This window comes from Lentzea sp. HUAS TT2 (assembly GCF_051853195.1).
Classification (GTDB): Bacteria; Actinomycetota; Actinomycetes; order Mycobacteriales; family Pseudonocardiaceae; genus Lentzea.
On the sequence record NZ_CP196667.1, the window covers coordinates 7,772,030 to 7,796,156 of the forward strand.

Here is a 24,127-nt window from a genome sequence, read left to right on the forward strand (position 1 = left end):
CACCGCCCACCCGCGCTCCGAGGAGTTGTCATGCGCAAGCTGAGTCTCACCGACTGGTTCTTCGCCCTGCTCGCCCTCGCCGTGGTGGCGGGCGGCGGGGTCATGATGTTCTCGCGCTCCGCACCGGCCATGCAGCACCAGAACATGGGCCCGGTGCTGCCCGCCGCGCACAGCGACGGACTGTCCGAAGTGGAGAGCGGCTACCGGTTCGACCGCGTCACCATGCCGGAGACCCGCGGCACGGCCGTCCCGGTGGCGTTCCGCATCCTCGACGGCGCCGGCGCGCCCGTCACCCGTTTCCTGGACAACCAGACCAAGCAGATGCACTTCTTCGCCGTCCGCGAGGACATGAACGTCTTCGAGCACCTGCACCCAGTGCTGGACGGCGACACCTGGCACGCCACCCTCTCCCTGCCGGACGGCGGCGCCTACCGCATGTTCGCGGAGTTCGTCCCGCTCGACACCGCGGACCCGCGCCACCCGGTAGTGCTCGGCGTGCCGTTCAGCGTCCCCGGTGACACGGCACTGGCCCCGCTGCCCGCCCCGTCCGACGGCGCGACCACCACCGACGGCTACACCGTGACGCGCGTGGACACCCCGGCCCAGCCGAAGGCGATGAGCCCGCAGACCCTCCGCCTGTCGATCCGCGCCCCGGACGGCAAGCCGGTCAGCTCCCTGGAACCACACCTCGGCGCCAACGGCCACATGACCGGCTTCCACACCATGCTGCTCTCCGCCACCCACCTGCACCCGGTCGAACTGGCCGGCATCCCGCTCGACAACGGCGAGCTGAGCTTCCAGGCCGTGTTCGCCGACCGGGGCGAGTACCGGCTGTTCCTGGAGTTCGCCCACGGCGGCAAGGTGCACCGGGCGGCCTTCACCGTCGACGTCGGCTGAGCCATTGGGTGATGGCTTGCGCGGTGGACGCTGCATGCTCGGTGAGCACCGTGTCGTGGTCTCCAGGGATGTCGGCTGTTTCGTGGGCCGGCCAGCGAGGTCGCCAGTCCCGGTCGGGGTCGGCTTTGCGCATCTCGGGTGTCGGCCCTGCTTTGAGCAGCAGGGACGGCACTGCTGACGGTTCCGGTCGCCAGCCGTCGAAGAGCCGCACGTAGCCGCCGCCGGCGAGCAGGGCCGCGTCGCCGACGATGCTGCCGTAGTGGTGCGCCGGGAGTCTGGCCTCGCCGCTGACCAGTGCCAGGGCTCGGTCGTCGTCTCTGGCGAGTGCGCCTTCGTCGGTTTCGATCAGAACCACTCCGGCTGCGCCCGCCCGTTCGGCGACCGCGTGGGCGACTGCGCCGCCGAGGCAGTGTCCTATGAGGACCTTCGGTCTGCCTGGGGCGAGGTTCCGCACCGCGTCCGCGTGGGACTGGACGAGGGCATCGACGTCCGCGGGGATTGCCGGGTCGTCTCCGAAGCCGGGGTAGGGGAGCAGGTGCACGTCGTGGTCGAACTGCCGTGCCAGGTTCAGCGGTGTCTGGTCTCCCGGGGTGAGGTAGCTGGGGAGGTAGATCAGGACCGGGTCCTGGGTTCCCTTGGTCAGCTGCTGGGGTTCGACCGGGGCCGGAGTGGTGGTGGGGAGGGCGTAGGACGCCAGGAAGCGCAGGGCCATGGCCTCGCGCGGACCCTTCTGGTGGAGCACGCGGTGGTAGAGGGCCGCGAACCCCTCCGGCCGTCGACCGGAATTGTCAGACCCGTTTGAGACGATAGGAGTGGGGACCTGATCCCCCCAGGGGGCCTGCGAGTCTGGATCGATTCCGCCCAGCTGGCCAGGTTCGGAGGCGTCGAGCAACGCCTGCACGTGGGCCGTGAGCCGGGGCAGCGTCGGATGGTCGAACACCACCGTGGCACCCAGCCTCAACCCCGTGGCCGCGTTGATCCGGTTGCGCACCTGCAACGCGGTCAGCGAGTCGAACCCGAGCTCGCCGAACTCCCTGTCGGCAGGCAGCGAAGCCGGATCGGCATACCCGAGCACCGCCGCGACCACACCGCGAACCCCCTGCCCGACATCGCCCCAGCTGTCCGAAACGGCCGCGACGGCCGCAACAGGCGCCAGCTGCACCGGCACCAGCACCGGCTCCCGCGTCCGCAACGCCCGGTCGAGCGCCGCGATCCCGGTCTCCGCGCTCATCGCGACCACCCCGTCGGCCGGCAGCCCGGCGCCCATCCCGGACGAGGTGTCCCACAACCCCCATGCCAGCGACAGACCGGGCAACCCGCGCGCCACCCGATGCCGGGCGAGGGCGTCGAGGAACGCGTTGGCGGCCGCGTAGTTCGCCTGCCCGGGCCTGCCCAGCACCCCGGAGGCCGAGGAATACAGCACGAACGCGGACAGTGACAGGTGCGCGGTCGCCTCATGCAGGTTCCAAGCACCATCGGCCTTGGGCGCGAAAACGTGAGACAAACGCGCTGGGGTCATGGCGCCGAGCAGACCGTCGTCCAACACACCGGCGAGGTGGAAGACCGCGCGCAACGGCGAGCACGACGCCACCAGCTCGGTGACCGCCGCCGGGTCGCTGACGTCGCACGCCAGGACGGTCACCGGGCAGGCGAGCTCGGCCGACCACTCGGGCTTCCCGCCGCTCCGGCTCGCCAGCACCAGGTGCCGCGACAGGGGAGCGAGATAGCGGGCCAGCGGCTCGGCGAGCGCGCTCGTACCACCCGTGATCAGCACGGTGCCGTCGAAAGCGGGCCGCACACCGGAAGGCTCCGAGGCCGGCACCAGCTCAGGCGCGAACACGAGCGGGCCGTCAACGGCGATGCGTGGTTCGGCAGAGACGATCACCGTGTCGGAAGCAGCACGCAGATCGCACAGACCGAGCTCGGGGTGCTCGGCCTGTGCGCTGCTGACGAGTCCCCACACCGCGGCGGCCGTGAGATCCGGGTCGTCGCCGGTGGCGTTGCGCGTGACCACGACCAGTCGTTCCGGCGGCCCGGCGAGCCAGCGGTGCAGCCGGTCCAAAGTGGATGCAAGATCGGTGGCCTCGAAGACCGAGCCGTCCACCGGTGACGGCGTGACCGGGACCCAGCGCACCTGCTTCACCACGTCGTGGACCTTCAGCGGCCGCGTCACCAGCGACTCGATGAGCGCCACCGGGCGCCCATCCCGATCAGTGATCAGCACGCGCAGCTCGTCCGGCCCGATGCGGGTGAGGTGCGCCCGCACGGCCGTGGCATCGGTCCGGTAGATCTCGACGCCGTTGAACGCGAACGGAACCTTCACCGCGCCACCGGGTTCCGCCAGCAGCGAGGCGTGCAACGCCGCGTCCAGCACGCACGGCAACGGGCCGGCAGGCAGGTCGATGTCGGCGAGCAGGTCGTCCCCGTGCCGCCACAACGCCGTGACGCCCTGGAAAGCCGGCCCGTAGTGGTGTCCCCGCGCCGCCAGGCCCGCGTAGTCGACGGGAACCGGCGAGGCCCCGTCAAACGAAACAGGGGAGTCCGGGAACCCGCGAACGGGCGCGGCAGTCGCGGAGATGTGCCGCGTCCACGGCTCGTTGGAGCTAACACGGGACCAGATGGTCACCGTCCGCTCCTGGTCCACCAGGACCTGGACTCGCACGTCCTCCTTGAGCACCAACGGTTCGTGCACGACGAGGTCCTCTAGCCGATCGCCGGTGGCCTGCCACGCCATCTCGACGAACGCCGTCGCGGGCACGATCACGTCGTCACCGATGCGGTGGTCCTCGAGCCACGGCCACCGCGCCAAAGACACCACAGGCTCGGACGAGGACGAGGCGACCCCGGACCTCAGCCAGTAGCGCTCCCGCTGGAACGGGTACACGGGCAGGTCACAGCGCCGCGCCCCGGTGCCCGCGTACACGGTGCTCCAGTCGACGTCGACACCGTGCACGTGCAACGCGGCCAAACCCTCCAGCACACCACGGGACATCGGCACGAACGCCCCGTCCACGGACTCCTGCGCCAGCGCGGTGAGCGTCGCGGACGGCCCGACCTCGACGAACACCGTGCCGGCGAGACCCGCGACGGCGTCCGCGAACAGCACGGTCTCGCGGGCCTGGCGGACCCAGTACGAGGGATGGGTCAACGCCTCGGACTCATGCCGACCGGTCAGTGTCGAGAAGAACGGCAGCGTGGGAAGGCGGTAGGTGACGGTCTCCGCGACCGAGCGGAACTCGTCCAGCACACCGTCGAGCAGGGCGGAGTGGAAGGCGTACGAGCTGAGCCGGCGGCCACTGATCGCCTCCACGGCCTCAGCCGCACCGGACAACACCACCGACTCGGGTCCGTTGACCGCCGCGACCGACACCCCGTACTCGGCGGCGATCCGCCTTGCCTCGTCAGGACTGCAACGAACGGCGACCATCGCACCGGCGGGCATCGCGGCCATTGCCCGTCCACGAGCCGTGACGAGCCGAACGGCGTCGGGCAACGACAACACCCCCGCGACGTGCGCGGCGGCCAGTTCGCCGATGGAGTGCCCCACGACCGCCCCTGGACGGACGCCCTGCGACCCGAGCAACGCGCACATCGCCACCTCGTACGCGAACAACGCGGGCTGGGCGTGCTCGGTGCGATCGATCAACGGCGAGGAGAGGACCTCCACCGGCAGGCCGAACTCCGCCCACACCGCGGAGAAGGTCTCCCGGAAGACGGGGAACTCCGAGGCGAGTTCCGCCATGCCGGGACGCTGCGAACCCTGGCCGGTGAACAGGAAAGCAGGCCGCGGCGACCGTTGCGCGGTGCCGACCAGGACCGCGAGGTTCGGCACTCCGCGCGCCAGGTCCCGCAACCCGGCGACCATGTTGTCGCCGGGAAGCACCGCCGCCCGCCGGCTCAGCTGAGCCCTCGATGAGACCAGTGACCAGCCAACGTCCACTGAGGATTCGTCGCGAAGTGCACTGGCCAGCGCAGCCGCGTGCGCCCGCAACCCTTCCTCGTCATCACCGCTGACCAACCAGGGCGCGATCCCCACGCCACCAGGCTCAACCAAACGAACGGGTGGCTCCTCCACGATGATGTGCGCATTGGTCCCGCTGATCCCGAACGACGAGATCCCCGCCCGCCGAGGCCGCGAAGCGGGCCAGGCAACGGGTTCGGACAGCAACCGGACGCCGGACCACTCGACGTGCGGGGAGGGCTCCTCCGCGTACAGCGACCGGGGCAGCACCTCGTGCCGCATCGCCCACAGCACCTTGATCAGTGCCGCGATCCCCGCCGCCGCCTGCGTGTGCCCGATGTTCGACTTGACCGACCCGAGCCACAGCGGCCGTTCCCGGTCGGCCCCGTAGGTCGCGACCAGCGCCGAGGCCTCGATCGGATCCCCGAGCGCGGTTCCGGTGCCGTGCCCCTCGACGACGTCCACGTCGGACCCGCTCAGGCCGGCGTCGGCCAGCGCCCGCCGGATGACGTCCTGCTGCGCCACCCCGTTCGGCGCGGTCAGGCCGTTCGAGGCACCGTCGGAGTTCACCGCCGACCCGCGCAGCACCCCGAGCACGGGGTGACCGTTGCGCTGGGCGTCCGACAGCCGTTCCAGCAGCACGAGTCCGGCGCCCTCCGCCCAGCCCGTGCCGTCGGCGCCGGCGGAGAACGACCGGCACCGCCCGTCCGGCGAGAGCGCGCGTTGCTGGCTGAACGCGACGAACGGCCCCGGCGTCGCCATCACCGTCACCCCGCCGGCCAGGGCCAGCGAACACTCGCCTGACCGCAGCGACTGAGCCGCCAGGTGCATCGCGACCAGCGACGACGAACAGGCCGTGTCGATCGTCATCGACGGCCCGCGCAGCCCGAGCACGTACGAGATCCGCCCGGACGCGACGCTGCCCGTCGACCCGAGGGCGAGGTGCGACTCGATGCCGTGGCCGTCCACCCGCGTCGCGTGGTCGTTGTGCATGAGGCCGGTGAACACCCCGACATCCCTGCCGTGCAACGAGGTCGGGGCGATCCCCGCGCGTTCGACGGTCTCCCACGCGACCTCCAGCAGCAGGCGTTGCTGCGGGTCCATCGTGATCGCCTCACGCGGGGAGATGCCGAAGAACCCGGCGTCGAAGTCGGCCGCGTCGTGCAGGAACCCACCCCGCCGGACGTAGGTCTTGCCCGCCTGGTCGGGCTCCGGGTCGTAGAGATCGGGGTCCCAGTCGCGGTTCACCGGGAACTCGCTCGTCGCGTCGGCACCGTCCGCGATCAGCTGCCACAGCTCGTCCGGCGACTCGACCCCACCGGGGAACCGGCATCCCACGGCGACGATGGCGATCGGCTCGGCCTCAGATGCCTGCGGGGCAACGGGTTCCGACAAAGACCCGTGCAGCAGCGACGACAGGTGCGCGGCGACCGCGGCCGGTGTCGGGTGGTCCCAGACCAGCGTGGCGGGCAGCGTCAGACCGGTCAGCACGCTCAGCCGATGCCGCAACGTGGTGCCGTCCAACGACGTCATGCCGGTGTCGGCGAACGCGGTGGTGGCGCCGATCGGCGCTCCGCGCATGGCCGCGACCTCGTCCAGCACGAGCTGTTCCAGAGAACCGGTCCGCGGTGCCGGTGTGAGACTCTCGCGCAGCACGTTCCGCCGGGCCTTGCCGGATCCGGTGCGCGGAACGGCGTCCACGAACCGCACCTCCACCGGAACCTTGTGCGCCGACAACACCTCCGCGCACGCCCGGAGCACCGAGGCCTCGTCGGTCGTTCCGACGACGAACGCCACCGGCACCTCGCCCAGCACCGAGTCCTGCCGGGCCACCACCGCCGCGTCGCGCACCCCGGTGAGCCCGAGCAGCACGGTCTCGACCTCCACCGGGTCGACGTTCTGCCCGCCGCGGATGATCAGGTCACCGACCCGCCCGGTCACGAGCAGGGTCCCGTCCTCGGCGAACCGCCCGAGATCGCCGGTCCGGTACCACCCGTCCCGCAACGCTTTCGCGGTCTCCTCTGGCCTGCCGTGGTACTCGGAGAACAGCCCGGGGCTGCTGACCTGGATCTCGCCGTCGACGATCCGCACGGACACCCCGGTGACCGGAGCCCCGATGCTGATCGCACCGCACGTCTCGGTGGTGCCGTAGAGGTCGAGCAGCGGAGCGCCGAGCGCGGCGCCGACGTCGGCCAGCAGCTTCGGGTTGCTGGGCGCCCCGGCCGTCAGGCAGAAGCGCAACGACGGCACGGGATCGGGCGAGGTCTCCAGCAGCATCCGGTACGTCGTCGGCACGCCGGTGAGCACGGTCGGCTCGTACTCGCTGATCAACCGCTTCAACACCGTCGGCTCGACCCGTCCGCAGATGCGCGCCTGAGCGCCCAAGGTCAGCACGGCGAGCAGGCACATCGTGTGCGCCCAGCTGTGCGACATCGGCAACGGCCACAGCAGCCGGTCCTCGGCGGTCATCCCCAGCACGGGTCCGTAGCACGTCAGCGGCGACCACAACCCGGCCCGCTGCGTCGACACCGCGCCCTTCGGCGCCCCGGTCGTGCCCGAGGTGTAGAGCATCCAGGCCGGCTCGTCGAGCCCGAGGTCGTCGCGCGGCGAGCCCTGCCCGGACGTCGCCAGCGCCTCGAACCCGTCCCCGGTCACCACGACGCGCAGCGAGGCGGGCAGCTTCGGCACCTGACGCGGATCGGTGATCACGAGCGACGGCTCGCAGTCGGTCAGCAGCTGTCTCAGCTCGGTCTCGGTGGTGTGCGGGCTCAGCAGCACGCACACCGCGGCTGCCCGTGCCACGGCCAGCACCGCCTCGACCAGGTCGACGCCGTCGTCGAGCAGCACCGCCACCCGCGCCCCGCGTTCGACCCCCAGTCCCGCCGCGAGCCGGCCGGTGCGCTCGGCCAGCGCGGACCACGTGACGGTCCGGCGGTCGTCGCCGTAGGCATCGCTGGAACCGCGCTCACGGGCGTTGTCCATGAGCAACTCAGAAATCGGCTTCACCCCGGTACCTCCCCGAAACCGACGTTAGCGACGACGGACGCGTCGAGCGTGTCTATGACTTCAGTGTGGACTGAATTCAGGCGTTCGCGCCACAATGGACCCGTGCTCACCACGTCGTCCCGACTACTGCAGCTGTTGACGGTCCTGTCCTCCCGGCCGAGCTGGACCGCGGCCGAGCTGGCCGGCCGGATCGGCATCACCGAGCGCACGGTGCGCCGTGACATCACCAGGCTGCGCGACCTCGGGTACGACGTGCGCTCCGATCCCGGCCGCTGGGGTGGTTACCAGCTCGCCGAGGTCGTCCGGCTGCCCGCCACGGCCATCACGAAGCTCGGTGCGATCGACGACGCGGTGGAGCAGACCACACCGATCGGCGAGGTCTCGCTCAGCACCCTCGCGGTGCTGGCCATGGCGTGCCGCAAGAGCGAGCGGGTCCGGCTGTCCTATCGAGACATGAACGGCCGCGAGAGTGTGCGCGAGGCCGATCCGCACCGCCTGGTGCACACCGGACACCGCTGGTACCTGGTCGCCAGGGACGTCTCGAAGGACGCGTGGCGGACGTTCCGGGCCGACCGCGTCACCGAGGCCCGTCCGACCGGCCGCGTGGTCCGGCTGGAGAACCCGCCGGACGCCGCGCAGCTCGTCGCGAGCACCTTGACGAGCGCCTATCCGCTCTACGCCACGGTCCGCCTGCCGCTGCCGCTCGCCGAGGCCCGGCGGCTCGTGCCGCCCACGGCCGGTGAGCACCGCGCGGACGGTCCACAATCGACGATCGTGGAGATCGGCGGCACGGACGCCGAGTCGGTCGCGGTTCTCCTGCTGCGCCTGGGGACTCCGCTGTCCGTGCTCGAACCGGACGAGGTGCGTTCGGCGGTCCGGCGACGTGCTCTGGAACTCGCCGAGCACAATGCGGACCGATCGCGTCCGGATAGGGATCTACGTTCGGAGACATGACGCTTGACCACGTGTTCCTGACGGTGTCCGACCTCGACCGCTCGATCCGCTTCTACGAACAGGCCCTGGCCCCGCTGGGCATCGGCCACCTCGGCGACTTCGACGGCGCGGACGGTCCTCCCGGCCATCCGGACCTCAAGGGCTTCGGCCGCGACGGCAGGTTGTTCCTGTGGCTGCGCGAAGGCGAGGCGGACGCGCGGGCGACGCACGTCGGGTTCGTCGCGACGAGCCAGGCCGAGGTGAACGCCTTCTACGAGGCGGCGATCGAGGCCGGCGCGAAGGACAACGGCCCGCCTTCCGCCCGTGAGTACTACGACCCGCGCTACTACGCCGCGAACGTCCTGGACCCGGACGGCTACAGCCTGGAGGCGGTCTACAAGTGCTTCCAGCACTGAAGATCGCTAATCTGGACGGGGTGCGCATCCTCTTCTCGTGCCGCCCCGCCTACGGCCACCTGTTTCCGCTGGCCCCGCTCGCCAGAGCGGCGCAACAGGCCGGTCACGAGGTCGTGTTCGCGACCGGCCGGAGCTTCGTGGAGAAGGCGCGCGGGCTGGGTTTCGAGGCGCACGCGTCGGGCATCTCGATCGAGGAGGCCGAAGCCGAGGCCCGCAGGCGGCACGGCGACGCGGAGGTGCCGCGCCTGTTGATCACGATGTTCGCGGACGTGCTGCCGCGGGCGACGGTCGCCGACCTCGGCGCGCTGATTCCGGGCGTCAAGCCCGACCTGGTCGTCTACGAGCAGAGCGACACCGGTGCCGCGAAGGCCGCGCGGGACGCCGGGATCCCGTTCGTGTCGCACGTGATCGGCCGTTCGATGCCGCCGGAGATCCAGCGGATGGCGGCGGGGGAGATGGCGTGGATGTGGGACGGCACGACGCCCGCCGACCTGATGCTGGGGGACGCCGCGATCGACCTGTGGCCGGACACCGTCCGCGACCCGGTCGTCGCGGCGCTGCCGACGGTGGTGCGGTTGCGGCCCACGGCGTTCGACCTGGACGTGCCGATGCCCGCCGTCGACACGACCAGGCCGCTCGTCTACCTGACGCTCGGCACGATGCAGGCCGGTGCCACGGACCTGCTGCGCAAGGTGATCGACGGCCTCGCCCGGCTCCCCGTCACGGTTCTGGTCGCCGTCGGCCCCGGAGATCCGGCACGGCTGGGTGACGTGCCGGCGAACGTGGTCGTGGCGGGGTTCGTGCCGCAGGCGGCGGTGTTGCGGCGAGCCGATCTCGTGGTGCACCACGGCGGTTCGGGCACAGTGCTGGGCGCGCTCGCGGCCGGACTGCCGCAGCTGGTGCTGCCGCAGGGGGCCGACCAGTTCGTCAACGCCGACGTGCTGGCCGAGACGGGTGCGGGGGTGAGGCTCGTCGGCGAGGAGGTCACGGCCGACGCCATCGAAGCCGCTGCGGGGCGTCTGCTCGACGACCCGGCGGCACGGGAGGTCGCGGGCAGGGCGGCGGCCGAGATCGCGGGGATGCCGGCCCCGGCCGCCGTGGTCGAGCGGCTCACCGCACTGGTGACGGGGTCCTGACGTCGGCCTGTGCCTCCAGGTGTTCTGGCAGTGAGGCGCGGTAGATCGGCATGGCCGCGGCGGTGGTGACGATCGCGACGGCGACGAGGATCGCGAACATCTCGGGTGTCACCAGGTCGTAGGCGAGGCCGATGTTGATGAAGATCAGGATCATCAGGCCGCGGGCGTTCATCAGGCCGCCGACCGCGGAGGCGTAGCGCCAGGAGTAGCCCTGGGCGCGGACCACCAGCCCGCAGCCCAGGTACTTGCCGGCGAACGCGGCCAGCATGATCACCGCGAGCGGGAACCACAGCGCGCCGCCGGAGCCGAAGCCGTCCAGTCGCGTGTTGAGGCCGCTGAACGCGAAGAACACCGGCAGCAGCAGGATCGAGTTCAGGTCGGAGAGCTTGGTCTCGAGCTCCTGGCGCACGACCTTCGACTTGGGCATCGCGAGACCGGTGATGAAACCGCCGAACACGGAGAACACGCCGATGAGGTCGGTGTACCAGCCGGCCAGCAGGACGATGAGCAGGATCACGGCGACCATGTCGCGGCTGAGCTTGCCGTCGCGCTCGGCGCGTTCACCGAGCTTGGCGAGCCACTTGCGGCCGAGGGTGAGCATGAGTCCCGCGAAGATCGCCGCGCCGAGGATCGTGCGCAGGGCGCCTGCGGGGCTGCCGGACGTGCCGACCGCGATGATCAGCGCGAGGAACCCCCACGCGACGGCGTCGTCGATCGCGGCGGCGACGAGGGTGAGGCCGCCGATCGGGGTGTTCGCGATGCCGCGTTCCTGCAGGATCCTCGCCAGCATGGGGAACGCGGTGATCGACAGGGCGCCGCCGATGAACAGCATGAACACCCACAGCTGCGTTCCCTCTGGACTCAGCGAGTCGTAGAAGAGCACGGCCGCGCCCGCGCCGAGCAGGAACGTGGGCACGATGCCGGACACGGCGAGCACCCCTGCCTTGCGGGCGTTCGCTCCCGTGGTGAGGCCGTGGTCCAAAGAGGACCCGACGAGGAACATGTAGAACGTCAGGCCGATCGTGCTGAGCACGTACAGGGTGCTCTTGACGTCGGCGGGGAAGATCTGGGCCTGTACGCCGGGTGCGATGGCGCCGAACAGCGCGGGGCCCAGCAGCACGCCGGCGACCATCTCGCCGACGACCCTGGGTTGTTTGACCAGCATGGCGAGGCGCCCGCACAGCGTGGTCGCGGCGAGCACCAACGCCAGCGCGGCGAAGACCTGCAACGCGAAGTGGATCTGGTTCACCGGGATCTCCTGTGGTCAGTGCCGGACCGGGCAACCCTGCGTGTCGTGCGTGTCGAAGTAGCGCCCTGCCAGGCGGAGCCGGTGGGCGTGCAGCACCATCGCGGTGCCGAGCACGAGCTGGACGACGCTGCGCCAGACGTCCTCCCCGCGGTCGCGCACGCGCATCAGCGTCAGCCTGAGGCGGGGTGCGGGGCCGTCGCGGACGAGCAGGCACGGGCCTCGGCTGGGCAGCGAGCGGGTGTGCGTCACGGTGGAGTGCAGCGTCACGCGGCGCAGGACCTCCCTGGCGGCCGCGCGCATCGCGATGGGGGAGAGCCGCCAGGCCGGGCAGGGGCGGTTGGCGGCGATGCCGAACGGGATGTGGTGCTCGTTGCGCGCCGCCGTGTTCTCCCAGCGGCCGGGGTCGAACTCTTCGGGGTGGTCGTAGCCGGTGGCGTGGTAGGCGGGATAGTTGAAGCACAGCACCGATCCCGCCGGGAACGACGTGTGCTCGTCGAGTTCGATGTCGGCGGTCGTGATGCGGTGGGCGATGCCGAACAGCGGGTAGAGCCGGAAGGTCTCGTCGAGGACGTGGGCGAAGTAGCGGTCGTCGCCGACCCTTTGTGCCGCCTCGGGGTGCTGGGCGAGCGCGAGCAGCAGGTGTGCCATCGCCTCGGACATCTGCACGACGGCGGTGTTGAAGTAGGTGCCTTGCAGGTAGTACACCTGTTCGGTCTCCGACAACGTCTCGGGCATGGGGTGCCGGACGTCCGCGAGCCGCACCTTCAGGTAGCGCGTGAGGCGGTCGCGGCGGGCGGTGTGGCGCAGGCTCACGCACTTCAACGAGTTCACGACGTCCGTGGCGTGGTCGACGATCAGGTCGCGGACGTGGCGGGTGCACGGTTCGCCGAACACCAGCTCGTAGAAGTACTCGGCCCACACGGGCATCATCAGGTCGCGCAACCGGACGGCGGTGACGCGTCCGGCGAGCACCTCGTCGAGCACCTTCGCCGTGCAGCGCGTTGCGGCCGTTGACAGCGCATCACTGGGCCCCGCCAGGAAAGTGCGGGTCGCGCGGGCCACGTCGTCGTAGCGCGGTCCGGCCTCCAGGTGCTCCTGGTGCACCTCGGGGCCAGGGGCGAGCCAGTACCAGAACAGGTCCGACAGCCCGGCGCCCCTGCTGCGGCCGTTCGCGGCGGGGTGGCTGTAGAGCTCCTGGAAGCGGTCGGGGCCGACCTGGGCGTTCGGGAACGTGATGGCGTTGTCGCCGTTGACCTTCTCGAACACCTTGGCGCGCAACGCGACCACCCGTGCGGGCAACCAGTTCAGCACCGGGACACCACCATGTCCCTGGTCAGCTCGCCGCCGCACATCGCCAGGACGTGCCGGTACTCGTCGCGCAGCACGTCGAGCACCCGCCGCACGCCTTGTTCGCCGTCCGCCGCGAGTCCCCACAGCACGGGCCTGCCGATGCCGGTCGCGGACGCTCCCAGCGCCAGTGCCAGCGCGATGTCCCCACCGCTGCGGATACCTCCGTCGAGTACGACCGGCACTCGTCCGGCCACCGCGTCGACCACGGCGGGCAACGCGTCGAGCGCCGCCGGCACGAGGTCGAGCTGGCGGCCGCCGTGGTTGGACACGACGACGCCCGCGACGCCGTGCTCGACCGCGATCACCGCGTCCTGTGGATGCAGGACTCCCTTGACCCACAACGGAAGCCCGGTCATCTCCCGCAGCCGGTCGACGTGCTCCCAGGAGATCGCCGCCGACATCTCGATGTTCCGCAGGCCTGCCCCGTTCAGGTCGCGCATGTTCTCCGCGGCCAGTCCGGCGGGCAGGTCGTGGAAGCCGTGCGCGATGTCCCGCCGGTGCCGGCCGAACACGGGGGAGTCGGCCGTCACGACCAATGCCGTGCAGCCCGCCTGTTCGGCCCGCCGCACCAAGGCCTCCGTGACGGCCATGTCCGGCTGCACGTACAGCTGGAACCACACCGGCCCGGTCGCGGCGGCCGCGACGTCGGCGATCGGCACGGTGGAGGCCATGCTCGACACCAGCGTCGTCCCCGCCAGCGCCCGTGCCGTGGCCAGTTCGCCGTCGGGATGGGCGAGCCGGTGGAACGCGGTCGGCGAGATGAGCAACGGGAAGTCACCGCTGATCTCCTTGCCGCGCAACACCCTGGGCAGCAGGGCGAGGCGCCGGAACGCGGCCTCGTTCTCCGCGAGCACGACCTCGTCCCCGACCCCGCCCGCGAAGAAGTCGTAGTGGACGGGGTCGAGCACCGCGCGTGCCTTGTCGTGCAGTTCCGCGAGCACCGGGTTCACCGCAGGTACTCCCGCAACGGAGCCTTGTGGACGGTCTCGCTGTCCCACTCGTTCTCGAGGTTCTCGGTGATGTGGTGCTCGTCGACCAGTTCGCCGCCGCGGAACCGCCGCACGACCGGGTGCAGGTAGCGGCCGTCGAGACCGCTGGTGTCGTCCTGCGAGTTCCTGCCCGCGGCGATGTCGAACGGGTTGATCTTGTCGTGGTCCGCGCCGTACTCCAGGGTCACGGCCAGGTACGACTCGACGTCACCGAACTCGCCGCGCGCCACGGCCTCGTGCAGGTGCGCGACCGGCACCTCCTCGACGTAGCGGACCGTGCCGTCCTTCAGCGTCAGCACCGCGTCCGCCATGAACGCGAACAGCTGCCACAGCGCGGAGGTCCGGTTGACCCGCTCGATGATCGCCTCGGTGACGTCCCCGGCGGCGATGTCCCTGCTGGGCCAGTCGACGCCGTGGTAGCGCTGTTCGGCGATCCGGTGCAGCGCGCGGACGCCGTAGCGGAAGCCGTGGATGAAGCCGCTGGTGGACTTCTTGAAGTCGCGGGACTGCGTGATCGTGCCGGCGAAGAACAGGTCCGGCACGTTCACCGACTCCCAGGCGGCGCTCAGGTGCGGGAACCGGGAGTTGATCGTCAGCTCCGGGCGGCAGTCGTCGGAGAAGATCGAGGCGTCGAACCGGAACCCGGTCGCGAGGATCACCCGGTCGTAGCGGATCTCCTTGATCACCTCGTTGACGCGCTGGAAGCTGACCTTGACGAGGTAGTCGTCGCCGTCGCGGCGGATGCCCGCGATGTGCCCGTCCAGCACGGCGTTCTGCGACTTGAGCTGGTAGGTGTCGAGGAAGTTGTTGTTCACCGCCCGCAGGTGGCCGACGAAGTGCGTCTGCCACGCCAGCTTCAGCGATCCGGGCCCGGCGACGTGGATCACCGACGCCGTCTCGACCAGCGCGTCGGCGGTCTCGAACGCCGAGTTGCCGCGCCCGATGATCAGTACCTTCTGGTTGACGAAGTCCTGCGGGTCCACCGAGACGTCGTAGTAGGGCTCCGCGTGCTCGACGCCGTCGATGTCCGGGACGTACTGCTTGGACACACCGGTCGCGACGATGACCCGTTTCGCGCGGTAGGTGACGCCGTGCTGGTCGCGCACCACGAAGTCATCGGGCCGGGTCACCGACACGACCTTGGTGTCGTAGCGGATCGGCAGGTCGTTCTTGACCGCGAAGTCGCCGAGGTAGCGGACCATGTCGTCGGCGTTGGGGAAGTAGCGCGGCGTGTAGCCGGTGAACAGCAGGTCGGGATCGTCGGACAGCAACGAGTTCCAGTCGACGCGCAGGTTCAGCTCCGGGTCGTCCCAGCCCGTGTGGACCTTGTTGATGGAGATCAGCTGGCGGTGCCGGGGGAAGCGGGTGAAGAACGTCCCCGCGGTCGCGCCGGCCTCCAGCACGATGTGCTCGCGTTCGGCTTGTTTGAGCAGGTAGGACGCCTGCAGGCCCGCCGGACCGGCGCCGATGACGAGATACTCGGTCGAAACCTCGCTGGACACGACGTTCTCCTTCACGCGGAGTCGATCAATTTGGCTAACTGGCGCTTGTCGGGTTTGCCGCTCGGGGCGACGGGGATCTCGGCGATGGCGGTGACCCTGGCGGGCGCGCAGGCCGCGCCCAGCCGTGCGGTCACCAGCTCGCGCAGCTCGTCGAGTTCGGGCACGCGGTCGGCCTTGGCCACCACGAAGGCGTGCACGGCCTCACCGGTCCGGTCGTCCGGGACCGCGACGACGTAGGCCTCGGCGACGTCCGGGTGCTCGGCGATCAGCTGCTCGATCGGGCCGATGTAGTGCAGGGTGGCGTTGACGATCACGACGTCGCGGACCCGGCCGGTCAGGCGCAGGTACCCGAAGGCGTCGAACCGGCCGAGGTCGCGGGTGCGCACCCAGCCGCCGGTGAAGACCTCGGCGGACTCATCGGGGTTTCCCCAGTAGCCGCAGGCCTGTCCCGGCGTGCGGACGAAGAGCTCGCCGTCGCGCAGCTCCACGTCGACCGGAGGTTTTCCCACCGTGCCAGGGGGATCGGCCGGCGTGGCCATCGAGATCATGCCGGTCTCGGTCTGGCCGTAGCCGTGGAAGAGCACCGGCCCCAGGGTGTCCAGGGCCTCGCGGTGGCGTTCGGGCGTCAGGGGAGAGCCGGAGACCAGCAACGCCTTCAACGTCGACAGGTCGGCGGGCTCGGTCTTCTGCGTGGCGACGAGTTTCACCAGGCCCGGCACGGTGATCACGCGCGCGGTGGCCTTCAGGCGGGTGATCGCGTCCGCCGGGTCGCCGGCGACGACGATCGTGCCGCCGGCGGTCAGGGTGAGGATCGCGTACTCGAACATCACCTGGCTCGACAGCGATCCGAACACGAGGTAGCGGTCGAGTCTCGTGGCCAGCTCCCGGACCGCGGGAGGCCAGGCGCCGGGCCGCGCGGTCCAGGCGTTGGTCATCGACGCGTAGGTCTGCGCGCACGCCTTGGGAGCGCCGGTGCTGCCGCTGGTGTGGATCAGCCGGGCGATGTCTTCGAGCCGGCCGTCGCAGTGCAGCGGTTCGGGGGAGTGGATGAGCAGTTCGGGGACGGTGAGCCGGACAGGGGCCTCCGCCGCGTCATCCGCGTCCGTCACCACCGCCGCGATGTCCAGGCCGAGCAGGTGCCGCACCTGAGCCTCTGTCAGCCCTGGCCGCACGCCCACCACCCGTGCACCCACGACGTGCCCGGCGAGGATCGTCGCGAAGGCCTCCGGGTGCACGCCCTGCAGCAGCGCGAGCCCGTCGCCGGGCTTGATCCCGTTGGCGCGCAACCCGGTGGCGATGCGGGCGATCAGGTCGAGCATCTCGTTCCCGGTCACCACACGGCTGCCGTGCTCGAACACGGGCCGGTCCGCGGCGGCGCCGAGCACGTCGAGCACGGCGCGCGGGAACGGCTCGTCACGCGCCGGCAAGGCATTCCTTCACGAACACCACCAGCGGCTGCTGGTGCACCTCCGGCATGTCCCAGTGGTTCTCGAGGTTCTCGGCCAGGTGGTGCGTCGCGGCGAGCACGCCGTGCCGGTAGTAGCGGACCACCGGGTGCAGGTAGCTGGCGTCGGCGGCGTTGAGGGCGTCGTTCTCGGCGACGCGCGGGATGGTGATGTCGAACGGGTCCACGGTGTCGTGGTCGGGCCCGTACTCCAGCGTCGCGACGAACCGGTGCTCGGCCGGACCCAGGCCACCATCGGCCACGTAGGCGACCGGCACCTCCTCGGTGTACCGCGCGGTGTTCTTGTCGATGGTCACGACATCGCCCATGACCGCGAACTGCTGCCACAGACAGGACGACGTGTTCACCCTGGCGATGACCGCGTCGCTGACGGCCTCCGGCGAGAGCTCCAGGTTCGTGCCCGGCCACGGGACGCCGTCGCGGGAACTCAGGACGCGGTGCAGCGCGCGGGCGCCGTAGCGGAAGCCGTGGATGAAGCCGCTGGTCGACTTCTTGAAGTCCCGCGACTGCGTGATCGTGCCCGCGAAGTACAGGCCGGGGACGCTCGTCGACTCGAACGCCGAGGTGAGCTGCGGGAAGCGGTCCTTGATGATCAGCGCGGGGCGGCAGTCCTCCGCGAAGATCGACGAGTCGAACCGGAAGCCGGTGCACGCGATGATCCGGTCGTACTCCAGCTCGCGCAGCTTCTCGACCGTGCGGGCGTAGCGGAACTGGATGCGGAACCCGCCCTCGGCCCTGGGTTCGATGCGTTCGATCGAGCCGTCGATGACCGCGTTCTCGCTCTTGAGCTGGTAGGTGTCGAGGAAGTTGTTGTTCACCGCCCGCAGGTGCCCGACGTAGTGCGTCTGCCAGGCGAGCTTCACCGAGTGCGGCCCGGCGACGTGGATGACGGCCGCGTGCTCGACCAGCGCGTCCGCCGTCTCGAAGCCCGAGTTGCCCTTGCCGATCACGAGCACCCGCTGGCCGGTGAACGACTCCGGGTCCGTGTCGAAGGTGTCGTAGCGTTCGGCGTGCTCGATGCCGGGGATCGGCGGCACGTAGAGCTGGGAGACCCCGGTGGCCATCACGAGGTTCTTCGCCTGCCACGTCTGTCCGCTGTCGTCCTGGACGACGAACCCGTTGTCGTCGCGGGAGATCCGCGTGACATCGATGTCGTAGTGGACCTTGAGCCCTGCTGCCACGTCCTGGAGGTAGCGGACGATGTCATCGGCGTCGGGGAAGTACCGCGGGCTGTAGCGGGTGAACAACAGCTCGGGGTCGTCGAGCAGCAGCGAGTTCCAGTCCATCCGCATCCGCTGCTCCGGGTCGGTGAACCCGGTGTGGACCTTGTTGATGGAGATGAGCTTGCGATGCCGCGGGTAGCGCGTGAAGAACGTGCCGGCCCCGCTGCCGCGTTCGAGGACCGCGTAGTCGCGACCGTCCCGCTCGAGCAGTGCGGCGAGCTGCAAACCGGCCGGTCCCGCGCCGATGATCAGGTAGTCGTGAGCCATGGACGGGGAAGCTACCCACGCGATCTCAGAACTTTCTGAGATCAGCTGCCTACCGTCCGTGCGGTGACCACGACCGCCTCAGACACGTCCGTGGACCTGGGTTCGCCCCTGACTCCCGCGCACCTGCAGCGCTCCGCCGCACCACTGGACTTGCTGGTCGGCACCGGCGTCCTGGACCGCGTGGAGCGGGGCCGCGCCTACCTGCGCACGGTGCTGGCCGACGACGAACGCCCGGTGTACGGCGCCAAGACCGGCTTCGGCGCCCTGGTGGGCTTCGCGGGCAGATCCTCCGAAGCCGACCAATGCGACAACACCCTCGCACACCTGGGCGCGGGCCAAGGCCCCGACCTCCCCCTCGACGTCGCCCGCGCCGCCCTGCTGGTCCGCACCTGGTCACTGGCCCAGGGCCTGTCCGGTGTGTCCGCCCACGTCGTCGAGGGCCTCTCCGCGATGTTCGCGACGACGTTCGTCCCGGCGATCCCGCGCTACGGCTCCGTAGGCGCCAGCGGCGATCTCATCCCGCTCGCCTACGCGGCCCAGGCCCTGCGTGGCCGCGGCCACGCCTACCTCGACGGCGTCCGCCGGCCCGCTTCGGAAGCCCTCGCCTCGGCCGGACTCTCACCCCTGGCCCTGGACGGCCGCGACGCCCTGGCCCTGGTCAACGGCACCTCCGTGACCACCGCCGCCCTGGCTCTCGCGTTGTCGTCGGTCCGGGCCTCACACCGAGCCCTGGCCGACCTGACCTGCCTGCTGGTGGACGTCGTCGGCGCCGACCCCGGCTTCACCGACCCCCGCCTGATCTCCGCCTTCGGCCACACCGGCGCGGTCACCGTGGCCTCGTGGATGCGCTCCATGCTCGACGGCACCACCCCGACCGGCCTGCGCGCCCTGCAGGAGCCCTACAGCATCCGCTGCTCACCCCAACTCCTCGGCGCTGCCGAAGACGCCCTGCGCTACGTGGACAGCATCGTCGCCGCAGATCTGGGCGGCGTCAGCGACAACCCGCTGTTCTTCCCCGAGGACGACCTGGTCGCCCACGGCGGCAACTTCTTCGGCCAACCGGCCGCGTTCGCCGCCGACGTCCTGGCCATGGTCACCGCGTCCCTGGGCAACCTCGCCGAACGCCAGCTCGACCTCCTCGTGGACCCGGCCCGCAACACCGGCCTGCCCCCGATGCTCGCCGCCGGCCCCGGTCAGCAACACGGACTGCAGGGCGTCCAGCTCGCCACCACCGCGTTCGTCGCCGAGATCCGGCGCGGTGTGCTGCCCGCCAGCACGCAGAGCCTGCCGACCAACCTGCACAACCAGGACGTGGTGCCGTTCGGCACCCAGTCTGCGTTGCGCGCCTACGACCTCGCGGAGTTGCTGCGGCTGTTGTGCGGGTCGTTGGCGCTGGGGTTGCGGCAGGCGGTGCACGTGGGCGGGCGCCGGCCTACCGCGGCTCGGTGTGCGGCGTTGGTGGACGCGTTGGCGGAGGCCATCGAGCCGGTGGATCCGGATCGGCCGTTGGACGTGGACGTGCGGGTGGCGGCGGAGGTGGTGATCGCCGGCCAGTGGTGACCGCAGGGGAGTGGTGACCGCCGGGCAGCGGTGATCACCGCTGCCCGCGCGCCACGCCTGGTCCTGCTGGCGTCTGCAAGTACCGAGCCTTTTCCATCTTCATGATCGGGTGCGTTGTTCGAGGGTGAGGATGGCGCGGGCGTAGTGGGTGACTCGGTGGGGGCTGGCGCGGACTCGGGTGAGGACGCGCCAGTTCTTGAGGGTGGCGATGCCGCGTTCGACGAGGCAGCGGATGGCGGAGTGTGCGCGGTTGGCGGCGCGTCTGCCTGGGGTGAACTCGTTTTTGTAGCGGCGGTAGGGCAGATGAACGCCCTCGCCGGCGCCGATGTAGCCGCGGTCGGCGACGAGGTGGAGCCCGGCGTCACGGCAGGTGTCGAGGATGCCGTGGGTGCGGGCGGCGGTCAGGTCGTAGACCGAGCCGGGGAGTCCGTCGGAGACCCAGGCGAGCCGGCCGTAGGGGTCGGTCAGGATCTGCACGGTGATGCCGTGGTGGCGGGTTTTGACGCTGTAGCAGGCTTTCAGGCGCTCACGGTCGCCGGCGCGGTCGATGCGGATGACGGTGCCGTCCAGTAGCGCGTAGTTGGAGAACGATCCGGCCAGCCGGGCGACCGCGTGTGTGAGGCTGGGTGCTCGTGCCGCGAGCAGGTCGGTGGTCTCGCGGATGTAGCGGTAGGCGGTGGCCAGGCCGATGCCGAACCCGGTGGCCAGGCGCTGGTAGGTGTCGCCGTTGCGTAAATGCGCCAGCACCAGCAGGGCCTGGCGGTTGCTGGGCAGGCGGCGCCAGCGGGACCCGATGCTGGTGCGGTGGCGGCGGATCAGGCGTGCGACGTAGTCCAGGGTGCGATTGGACAACGTGATCACGGACGGATAGAACAACACACGAAGCTCCTGGTCGGCATCGGTTGATCTTGGTCGTGATGCCAGTGCTACCAGGGGCTTCGCCATGTTCAAGGCCGTCGAGCTACACCGATCCGATCTTGTGACCAGCAAGATCAGGATGGAAAAGGCTCACCACCAACTCAACATCAACAGGCACTTTCCTACTACCAACAGGCCTGCGGGGCCCGAGAACACGGCGCCTGTTCGTCAGACGGCGAACAGGTTGGATGTGGTTGACGGCGATTCGATCAAGAGTTGGTGGTACTTGCAGACGCCTCGGCACCAACAAGGGAACACCGGTCGGGCGGGCTTGGGCGGTAGTGCCGCTCCATCACAGGGAGGCGCTGGCGATCCGCTCCCGAGCCACCCCCGCCTCCACCCGAGCCACCGGGATCCGCAGGGTGAACCGAGCCCCCACCCCAGGCCGTCCCACCGCCTGCACCGTCCCCCCGTGCCCGGTCACGATCTCCCGCACCAACGCGAGCCCCAACCCGAACCGCCCCTCCCCGGCCCCGCGGTGGAACCGCTCGAACACCCGCTCCGCCTCCCGAGGCTCGAACCCCTCCCCGCTGTCGGCCACCACCAGCTCCGCCTGCCCGTCCACGGCCCGCACGCGCACCTCGATCCGCCCACCCTCAGGCGTGTGCCGGACGGCGTTGGCCAGCAGCTCGTCCACCGCCCGCCGCAACCCGGTCTCGACACCGTCGACCACCACGGGATGTCCGGGGTGGTCCAGCGACAACGTGATCCGCCGCTCGGCAGCGCGTTCGGTCTCACCGACCACCGCGGCCTCCGCGACGTCCGCCAGGTCCACCTGGCCGCGGTCCGGCCGCTGCTGAAGCTGCGCGGACGCCAGCAGGTCGTCCACCACGTCGGCCAGCCCGCGGATCGACTTGGCCAACGCGTTCAGGTCGGTGCGCTGGGCATCGGGCAGGTCCGAGGCGGCGGCGAGCAGTTGGGCGCGCAGGTAGGCACGGGCGATCGGGGTGCGCAGCTCGTGGCTCGCGTCGGTGACGAAGCGACGTTGCCGGGCCAGCGCCTCCGCCAGCGGCCCCACGGTGCGGCGGCTGATGCCCAATCCGATCAACGCCGCGACGAGCAGGCCCGCCACCAGGGAGATCGCCAGTGCCTGCAGCAGATGCGCGCGGTCAGCCAGCTGGTAGCGCAGGTCGAAGACCGCCTGCACCGTCGTGCCGTCGGCGCCGGGAGCCGTGAGGGTCATGTACTCGGTGCCGTTCGCGGTCACGTCGCGCTCGATCGACCGGCCCGACGAGTGCACCGCGTCGATGTCGGTGCGCAGGGGGAAACCGGGCGGCACCTCCAGCGGGCCCTCGTGCAGCACGCCGTCCTCCAGCACGAACACCCACGCGCAGCGGGGCGCCACGCCCGGGACGCCGTACGTGACGTTGTAGCGGAGTTCGCGCGATATCTCGGTGGCCTGCGCGTGCGCCATGACGACGTACGCGATCGCGCCGACGAACGTGATCATCAGCGTGATCGCCAGGCCCACCAGCACGCTGACCCGCAGCCGCGCCCGCCGGACCTCCGTGCGTTCCGCCTCGGCCCACGACCTCACAGCGCCCCCAACCGGTAGCCGATCCCCTGAACGGTCTGCACGACCGAACGTCCCACCTTCGAACGCAGGTAGTGCACGTAGGTGTCCACAATGGACTGGGAGGGTGCGTCGCAGAACACCGTGCGCCGCAACGCCGCCCGAGTGTGCACCGTGTCGGGGTGCGTGGCGAGGACTCGCAGCAGTGCGAACTCTCTGGTCGTCAGCGGCACCTTCTCGCCGTCGGGCAGCACTACCTGGTGTTGTTCGAGCTCCAGGCGGCCGGCGCCGATGCGCAGCACCGCGGCCAGTTCCGCGGCACGCCGGCAGAGGGCTCGCAGCCGCGCGGTCAGCTCGCCGAGGTCGAACGGCTTGGTGAGGTAGTCGTCGGCGCCGGCGTCGAGGCCGTGGATCCGTTCGTCGACGGAGCTCATCGCGGTGAGCATCAACGCCTGCGTCCGCACGGACCGGGAACGCAACCGGGACAACAGGTCCAGCCCGTCGACCACCGGCAGCACGCGGTCGATCACCACCACGTCGTAGGTGCGGGTCAGCGCCAGGTGCAGTCCGCGTTGCCCGTCGTAGGCGACATCGACGTCATATCCCTCACCGCGCAGCACCGCGGCAAGCAGCTCCACCAGCTCCCGGTCGTCGTCCACGAGCAGCAGCCGGAAGCGCTGGACCGACCGGAACTTCGAAGAGGCCCGCACAGCGACCACGATCGCACGCGCTCACAGCACGGAACCAGATGATCTCGGTGGGGCAACAGCCAATGGACATGTTCACGGACGTGACCACAACGCCTGGTACAGCGGAGTTTCCGGCGCCACGCGGCTCGAGCGCACCTCGGGCTCCCGCCGGTCAAAGATAAACATGTGAACCACGGGCCACCCGTGACCTGCGATCACACCACGACTGTGAACGACTACCAGGCCGGTGCCACCGCGGCGGTGGTGCGCAGACCGCCGACCCAGCCCGCGGTCGCGACGGCCCGCAGCCCGTCGTCGCCCTCGGCGAGCTCGCCGTGCGGGCCCAGGACGTCCCTGCTGCCGTCGTGCCACCGCACCGGCAGTTTGCCGTGCCGTTCCAGCAGACCCGCGTACTTCGCCGTCATCTTCGTGGTCCCGATGTGCACCCAGCGGCTCGGGAACAGCTCCAGCAGCTCGACCGTCGCCGGGCTCAGCTCGGGCACCACGATGATCCCGTGATCACGGCCGTACTCGACGAGATCGCGCAACGCGTCGGGATCACCGTCGGGCAGCACGTGCAGCACGTTGAGCTTGTAGGCGGCCATCCGGTCGATCGCCTTGCGCATCTCGGCGGGCGGCAGCAGCGCGCTCGACACTCCACGCCACGCGAACACGGGGGAGTCGCGCACGTCGGCCGCGCGCACCGTCGCGTCACGCGTCATCAGCTGCCGGAACGACTGCACGCCGTGCCGCAGCCCCGCCTGAGTGCCGGCGCGCAGCATCACCGCGTCGTTGCTGACCAGCAGCGCGTAGCCCTCGGGGCCGAGGCCTCGCATGGCCGGGTCGTGCGACACCATCAGCATGCCGTCCGGCGACTCCGCCAGCAGGTAACCGGTCTCCCGGAAGATGTGCTCGCGCAGCATCGCGGCCGCCGTCCGCGCCTGCCCGGTCACCCGGACGGTCACGTCTTCGGTCAGTACGAACGAGCCCGTGCGACGGGGCGCGCTCGAGGGCATGGGAACAATCACCGGTTTCCTCTCCAGCGAACTAACG

At 70.5% G+C, this 24,127-nt stretch carries 16 protein-coding genes; 5 read left to right on the forward strand and 11 right to left on the reverse strand.

The window, feature by feature from the left end; all coding sequences use genetic code 11:
- Positions 1-30 precede the first annotated feature (30 nt).
- Positions 31-897, forward strand: coding sequence for a hypothetical protein (locus tag ACSHWB_RS37000; RefSeq protein WP_439657958.1), 867 nt, complete (start codon positions 31-33; stop codon positions 895-897).
- Here ACSHWB_RS37000 and ACSHWB_RS37005 read toward each other — a convergent pair.
- A complete protein-coding gene (locus ACSHWB_RS37005; protein WP_439657959.1) occupies positions 878-7,864 on the reverse strand; it encodes an alpha/beta fold hydrolase in 6,987 nt (2,328 codons plus the stop codon). The two genes, ACSHWB_RS37000 and ACSHWB_RS37005, sit on opposite strands and share 20 nt — an antisense overlap.
- A 102-nt stretch (positions 7,865-7,966) precedes the next feature.
- On the opposite strand from ACSHWB_RS37005, the gene ACSHWB_RS37010 reads away from it, so the two are divergent.
- From ACSHWB_RS37010 to ACSHWB_RS37020, 3 genes are read left to right on the forward strand one after another with little or no spacing between them, the layout of a single operon-like run.
- Positions 7,967-8,818 carry a helix-turn-helix transcriptional regulator gene (locus ACSHWB_RS37010; RefSeq protein WP_439657960.1) on the forward strand — a complete coding sequence of 284 codons (852 nt, stop codon included), beginning with the start codon at positions 7,967-7,969 and terminating at the stop codon, positions 8,816-8,818.
- Positions 8,815-9,213 (forward strand): VOC family protein, encoded by a 399-nt coding sequence (locus ACSHWB_RS37015; RefSeq protein ID WP_439657961.1) that lies wholly within the window; start codon positions 8,815-8,817, stop codon positions 9,211-9,213. Before ACSHWB_RS37010 ends, ACSHWB_RS37015 begins: the two co-directional genes overlap by 4 nt.
- 20 nt (positions 9,214-9,233) lie before the next feature.
- Entirely contained in the window at positions 9,234-10,349 is a 1,116-nt protein-coding gene (locus ACSHWB_RS37020; protein ID WP_439657962.1) for a glycosyltransferase, read from the forward strand.
- On the opposite strand, the gene ACSHWB_RS37025 is transcribed toward ACSHWB_RS37020, so the two are convergent.
- Genes ACSHWB_RS37025 through ACSHWB_RS37050 form a run of 6 tightly spaced genes read right to left on the reverse strand, consistent with a single transcriptional unit; the run spans position 10,324 to position 18,394 of the window.
- A complete protein-coding gene (locus ACSHWB_RS37025) occupies positions 10,324-11,598 on the reverse strand; it encodes a cation:proton antiporter (RefSeq protein WP_439657963.1) in 1,275 nt (424 codons plus the stop codon). The genes ACSHWB_RS37020 and ACSHWB_RS37025 overlap by 26 nt on opposite strands.
- A 15-nt stretch (positions 11,599-11,613) precedes the next feature.
- A complete protein-coding gene (locus ACSHWB_RS37030; RefSeq protein ID WP_439657964.1) occupies positions 11,614-12,909 on the reverse strand; it encodes a cytochrome P450 in 1,296 nt (431 codons plus the stop codon).
- Positions 12,903-13,898 carry an alpha-hydroxy acid oxidase gene (locus ACSHWB_RS37035; protein ID WP_439657965.1) on the reverse strand — a complete coding sequence of 332 codons (996 nt, stop codon included), beginning with the start codon at positions 13,896-13,898 and terminating at the stop codon, positions 12,903-12,905. Before ACSHWB_RS37035 ends, ACSHWB_RS37030 begins: the two co-directional genes overlap by 7 nt.
- Complete coding sequence (locus ACSHWB_RS37040) at positions 13,895-15,439, reverse strand: NAD(P)-binding domain-containing protein (RefSeq protein WP_439657966.1); 1,545 nt, start codon at positions 15,437-15,439, stop codon at positions 13,895-13,897. Before ACSHWB_RS37040 ends, ACSHWB_RS37035 begins: the two co-directional genes overlap by 4 nt.
- Positions 15,440-15,450: 11 nt before the next feature.
- A complete protein-coding gene (locus ACSHWB_RS37045) occupies positions 15,451-16,866 on the reverse strand; it encodes a class I adenylate-forming enzyme family protein (RefSeq protein WP_439657967.1) in 1,416 nt (471 codons plus the stop codon).
- A complete protein-coding gene (locus tag ACSHWB_RS37050; RefSeq protein ID WP_439657968.1) occupies positions 16,853-18,394 on the reverse strand; it encodes an NAD(P)-binding domain-containing protein in 1,542 nt (513 codons plus the stop codon). The genes ACSHWB_RS37045 and ACSHWB_RS37050 overlap by 14 nt, the downstream gene beginning before the upstream one ends.
- A 63-nt stretch (positions 18,395-18,457) precedes the next feature.
- Here ACSHWB_RS37050 and ACSHWB_RS37055 point away from each other — a divergent pair, with 63 nt between their 5' ends.
- Complete coding sequence (locus ACSHWB_RS37055; protein WP_439657969.1) at positions 18,458-19,954, forward strand: aromatic amino acid ammonia-lyase; 1,497 nt, start codon at positions 18,458-18,460, stop codon at positions 19,952-19,954.
- Positions 19,955-20,053: 99 nt separating this feature from the next.
- On the opposite strand, the gene ACSHWB_RS37060 is transcribed toward ACSHWB_RS37055, so the two are convergent.
- The 4 genes from ACSHWB_RS37060 to ACSHWB_RS37075 all read right to left on the reverse strand — a co-directional run bounded on the left by ACSHWB_RS37060 (position 20,054) and on the right by ACSHWB_RS37075 (position 24,102).
- Complete coding sequence (locus ACSHWB_RS37060) at positions 20,054-20,833, reverse strand: transposase family protein (protein WP_439657970.1); 780 nt, start codon at positions 20,831-20,833, stop codon at positions 20,054-20,056.
- 331 nt (positions 20,834-21,164) lie between these two features.
- The gene (locus ACSHWB_RS37065; RefSeq protein WP_439657971.1) at positions 21,165-22,409 is read right to left on the reverse strand and encodes a sensor histidine kinase; all 1,245 of its coding nucleotides are present in this window, start codon (positions 22,407-22,409) and stop codon (positions 21,165-21,167) included.
- Positions 22,406-23,095: a response regulator transcription factor gene (locus ACSHWB_RS37070; RefSeq protein ID WP_439657972.1), complete on the reverse strand. Its 690-nt coding sequence runs from the start codon at positions 23,093-23,095 to the stop codon at positions 22,406-22,408. Before ACSHWB_RS37070 ends, ACSHWB_RS37065 begins: the two co-directional genes overlap by 4 nt.
- A 215-nt stretch (positions 23,096-23,310) precedes the next feature.
- Positions 23,311-24,102 carry a glycoside hydrolase family 20 zincin-like fold domain-containing protein gene (locus ACSHWB_RS37075; RefSeq protein ID WP_439657973.1) on the reverse strand — a complete coding sequence of 264 codons (792 nt, stop codon included), beginning with the start codon at positions 24,100-24,102 and terminating at the stop codon, positions 23,311-23,313.
- Between the last annotated feature and the right edge of the window lie 25 nt (positions 24,103-24,127).

Excerpts from the sequence above, each read along its gene's own strand:
- ACSHWB_RS37000 (WP_439657958.1), top strand. The coding sequence starts at position 31 with ATGCGCAAGCTGAGTCTCACCGACTGGTTCTTCGCCCTGCTCGCCCTC.
- ACSHWB_RS37015 (WP_439657961.1), top strand. The coding sequence starts at position 8,815 with ATGACGCTTGACCACGTGTTCCTGACGGTGTCCGACCTCGACCGCTCG.
- ACSHWB_RS37050 (WP_439657968.1), bottom strand. The coding sequence starts at position 18,394 with ATGGCTCACGACTACCTGATCATCGGCGCGGGACCGGCCGGTTTGCAG.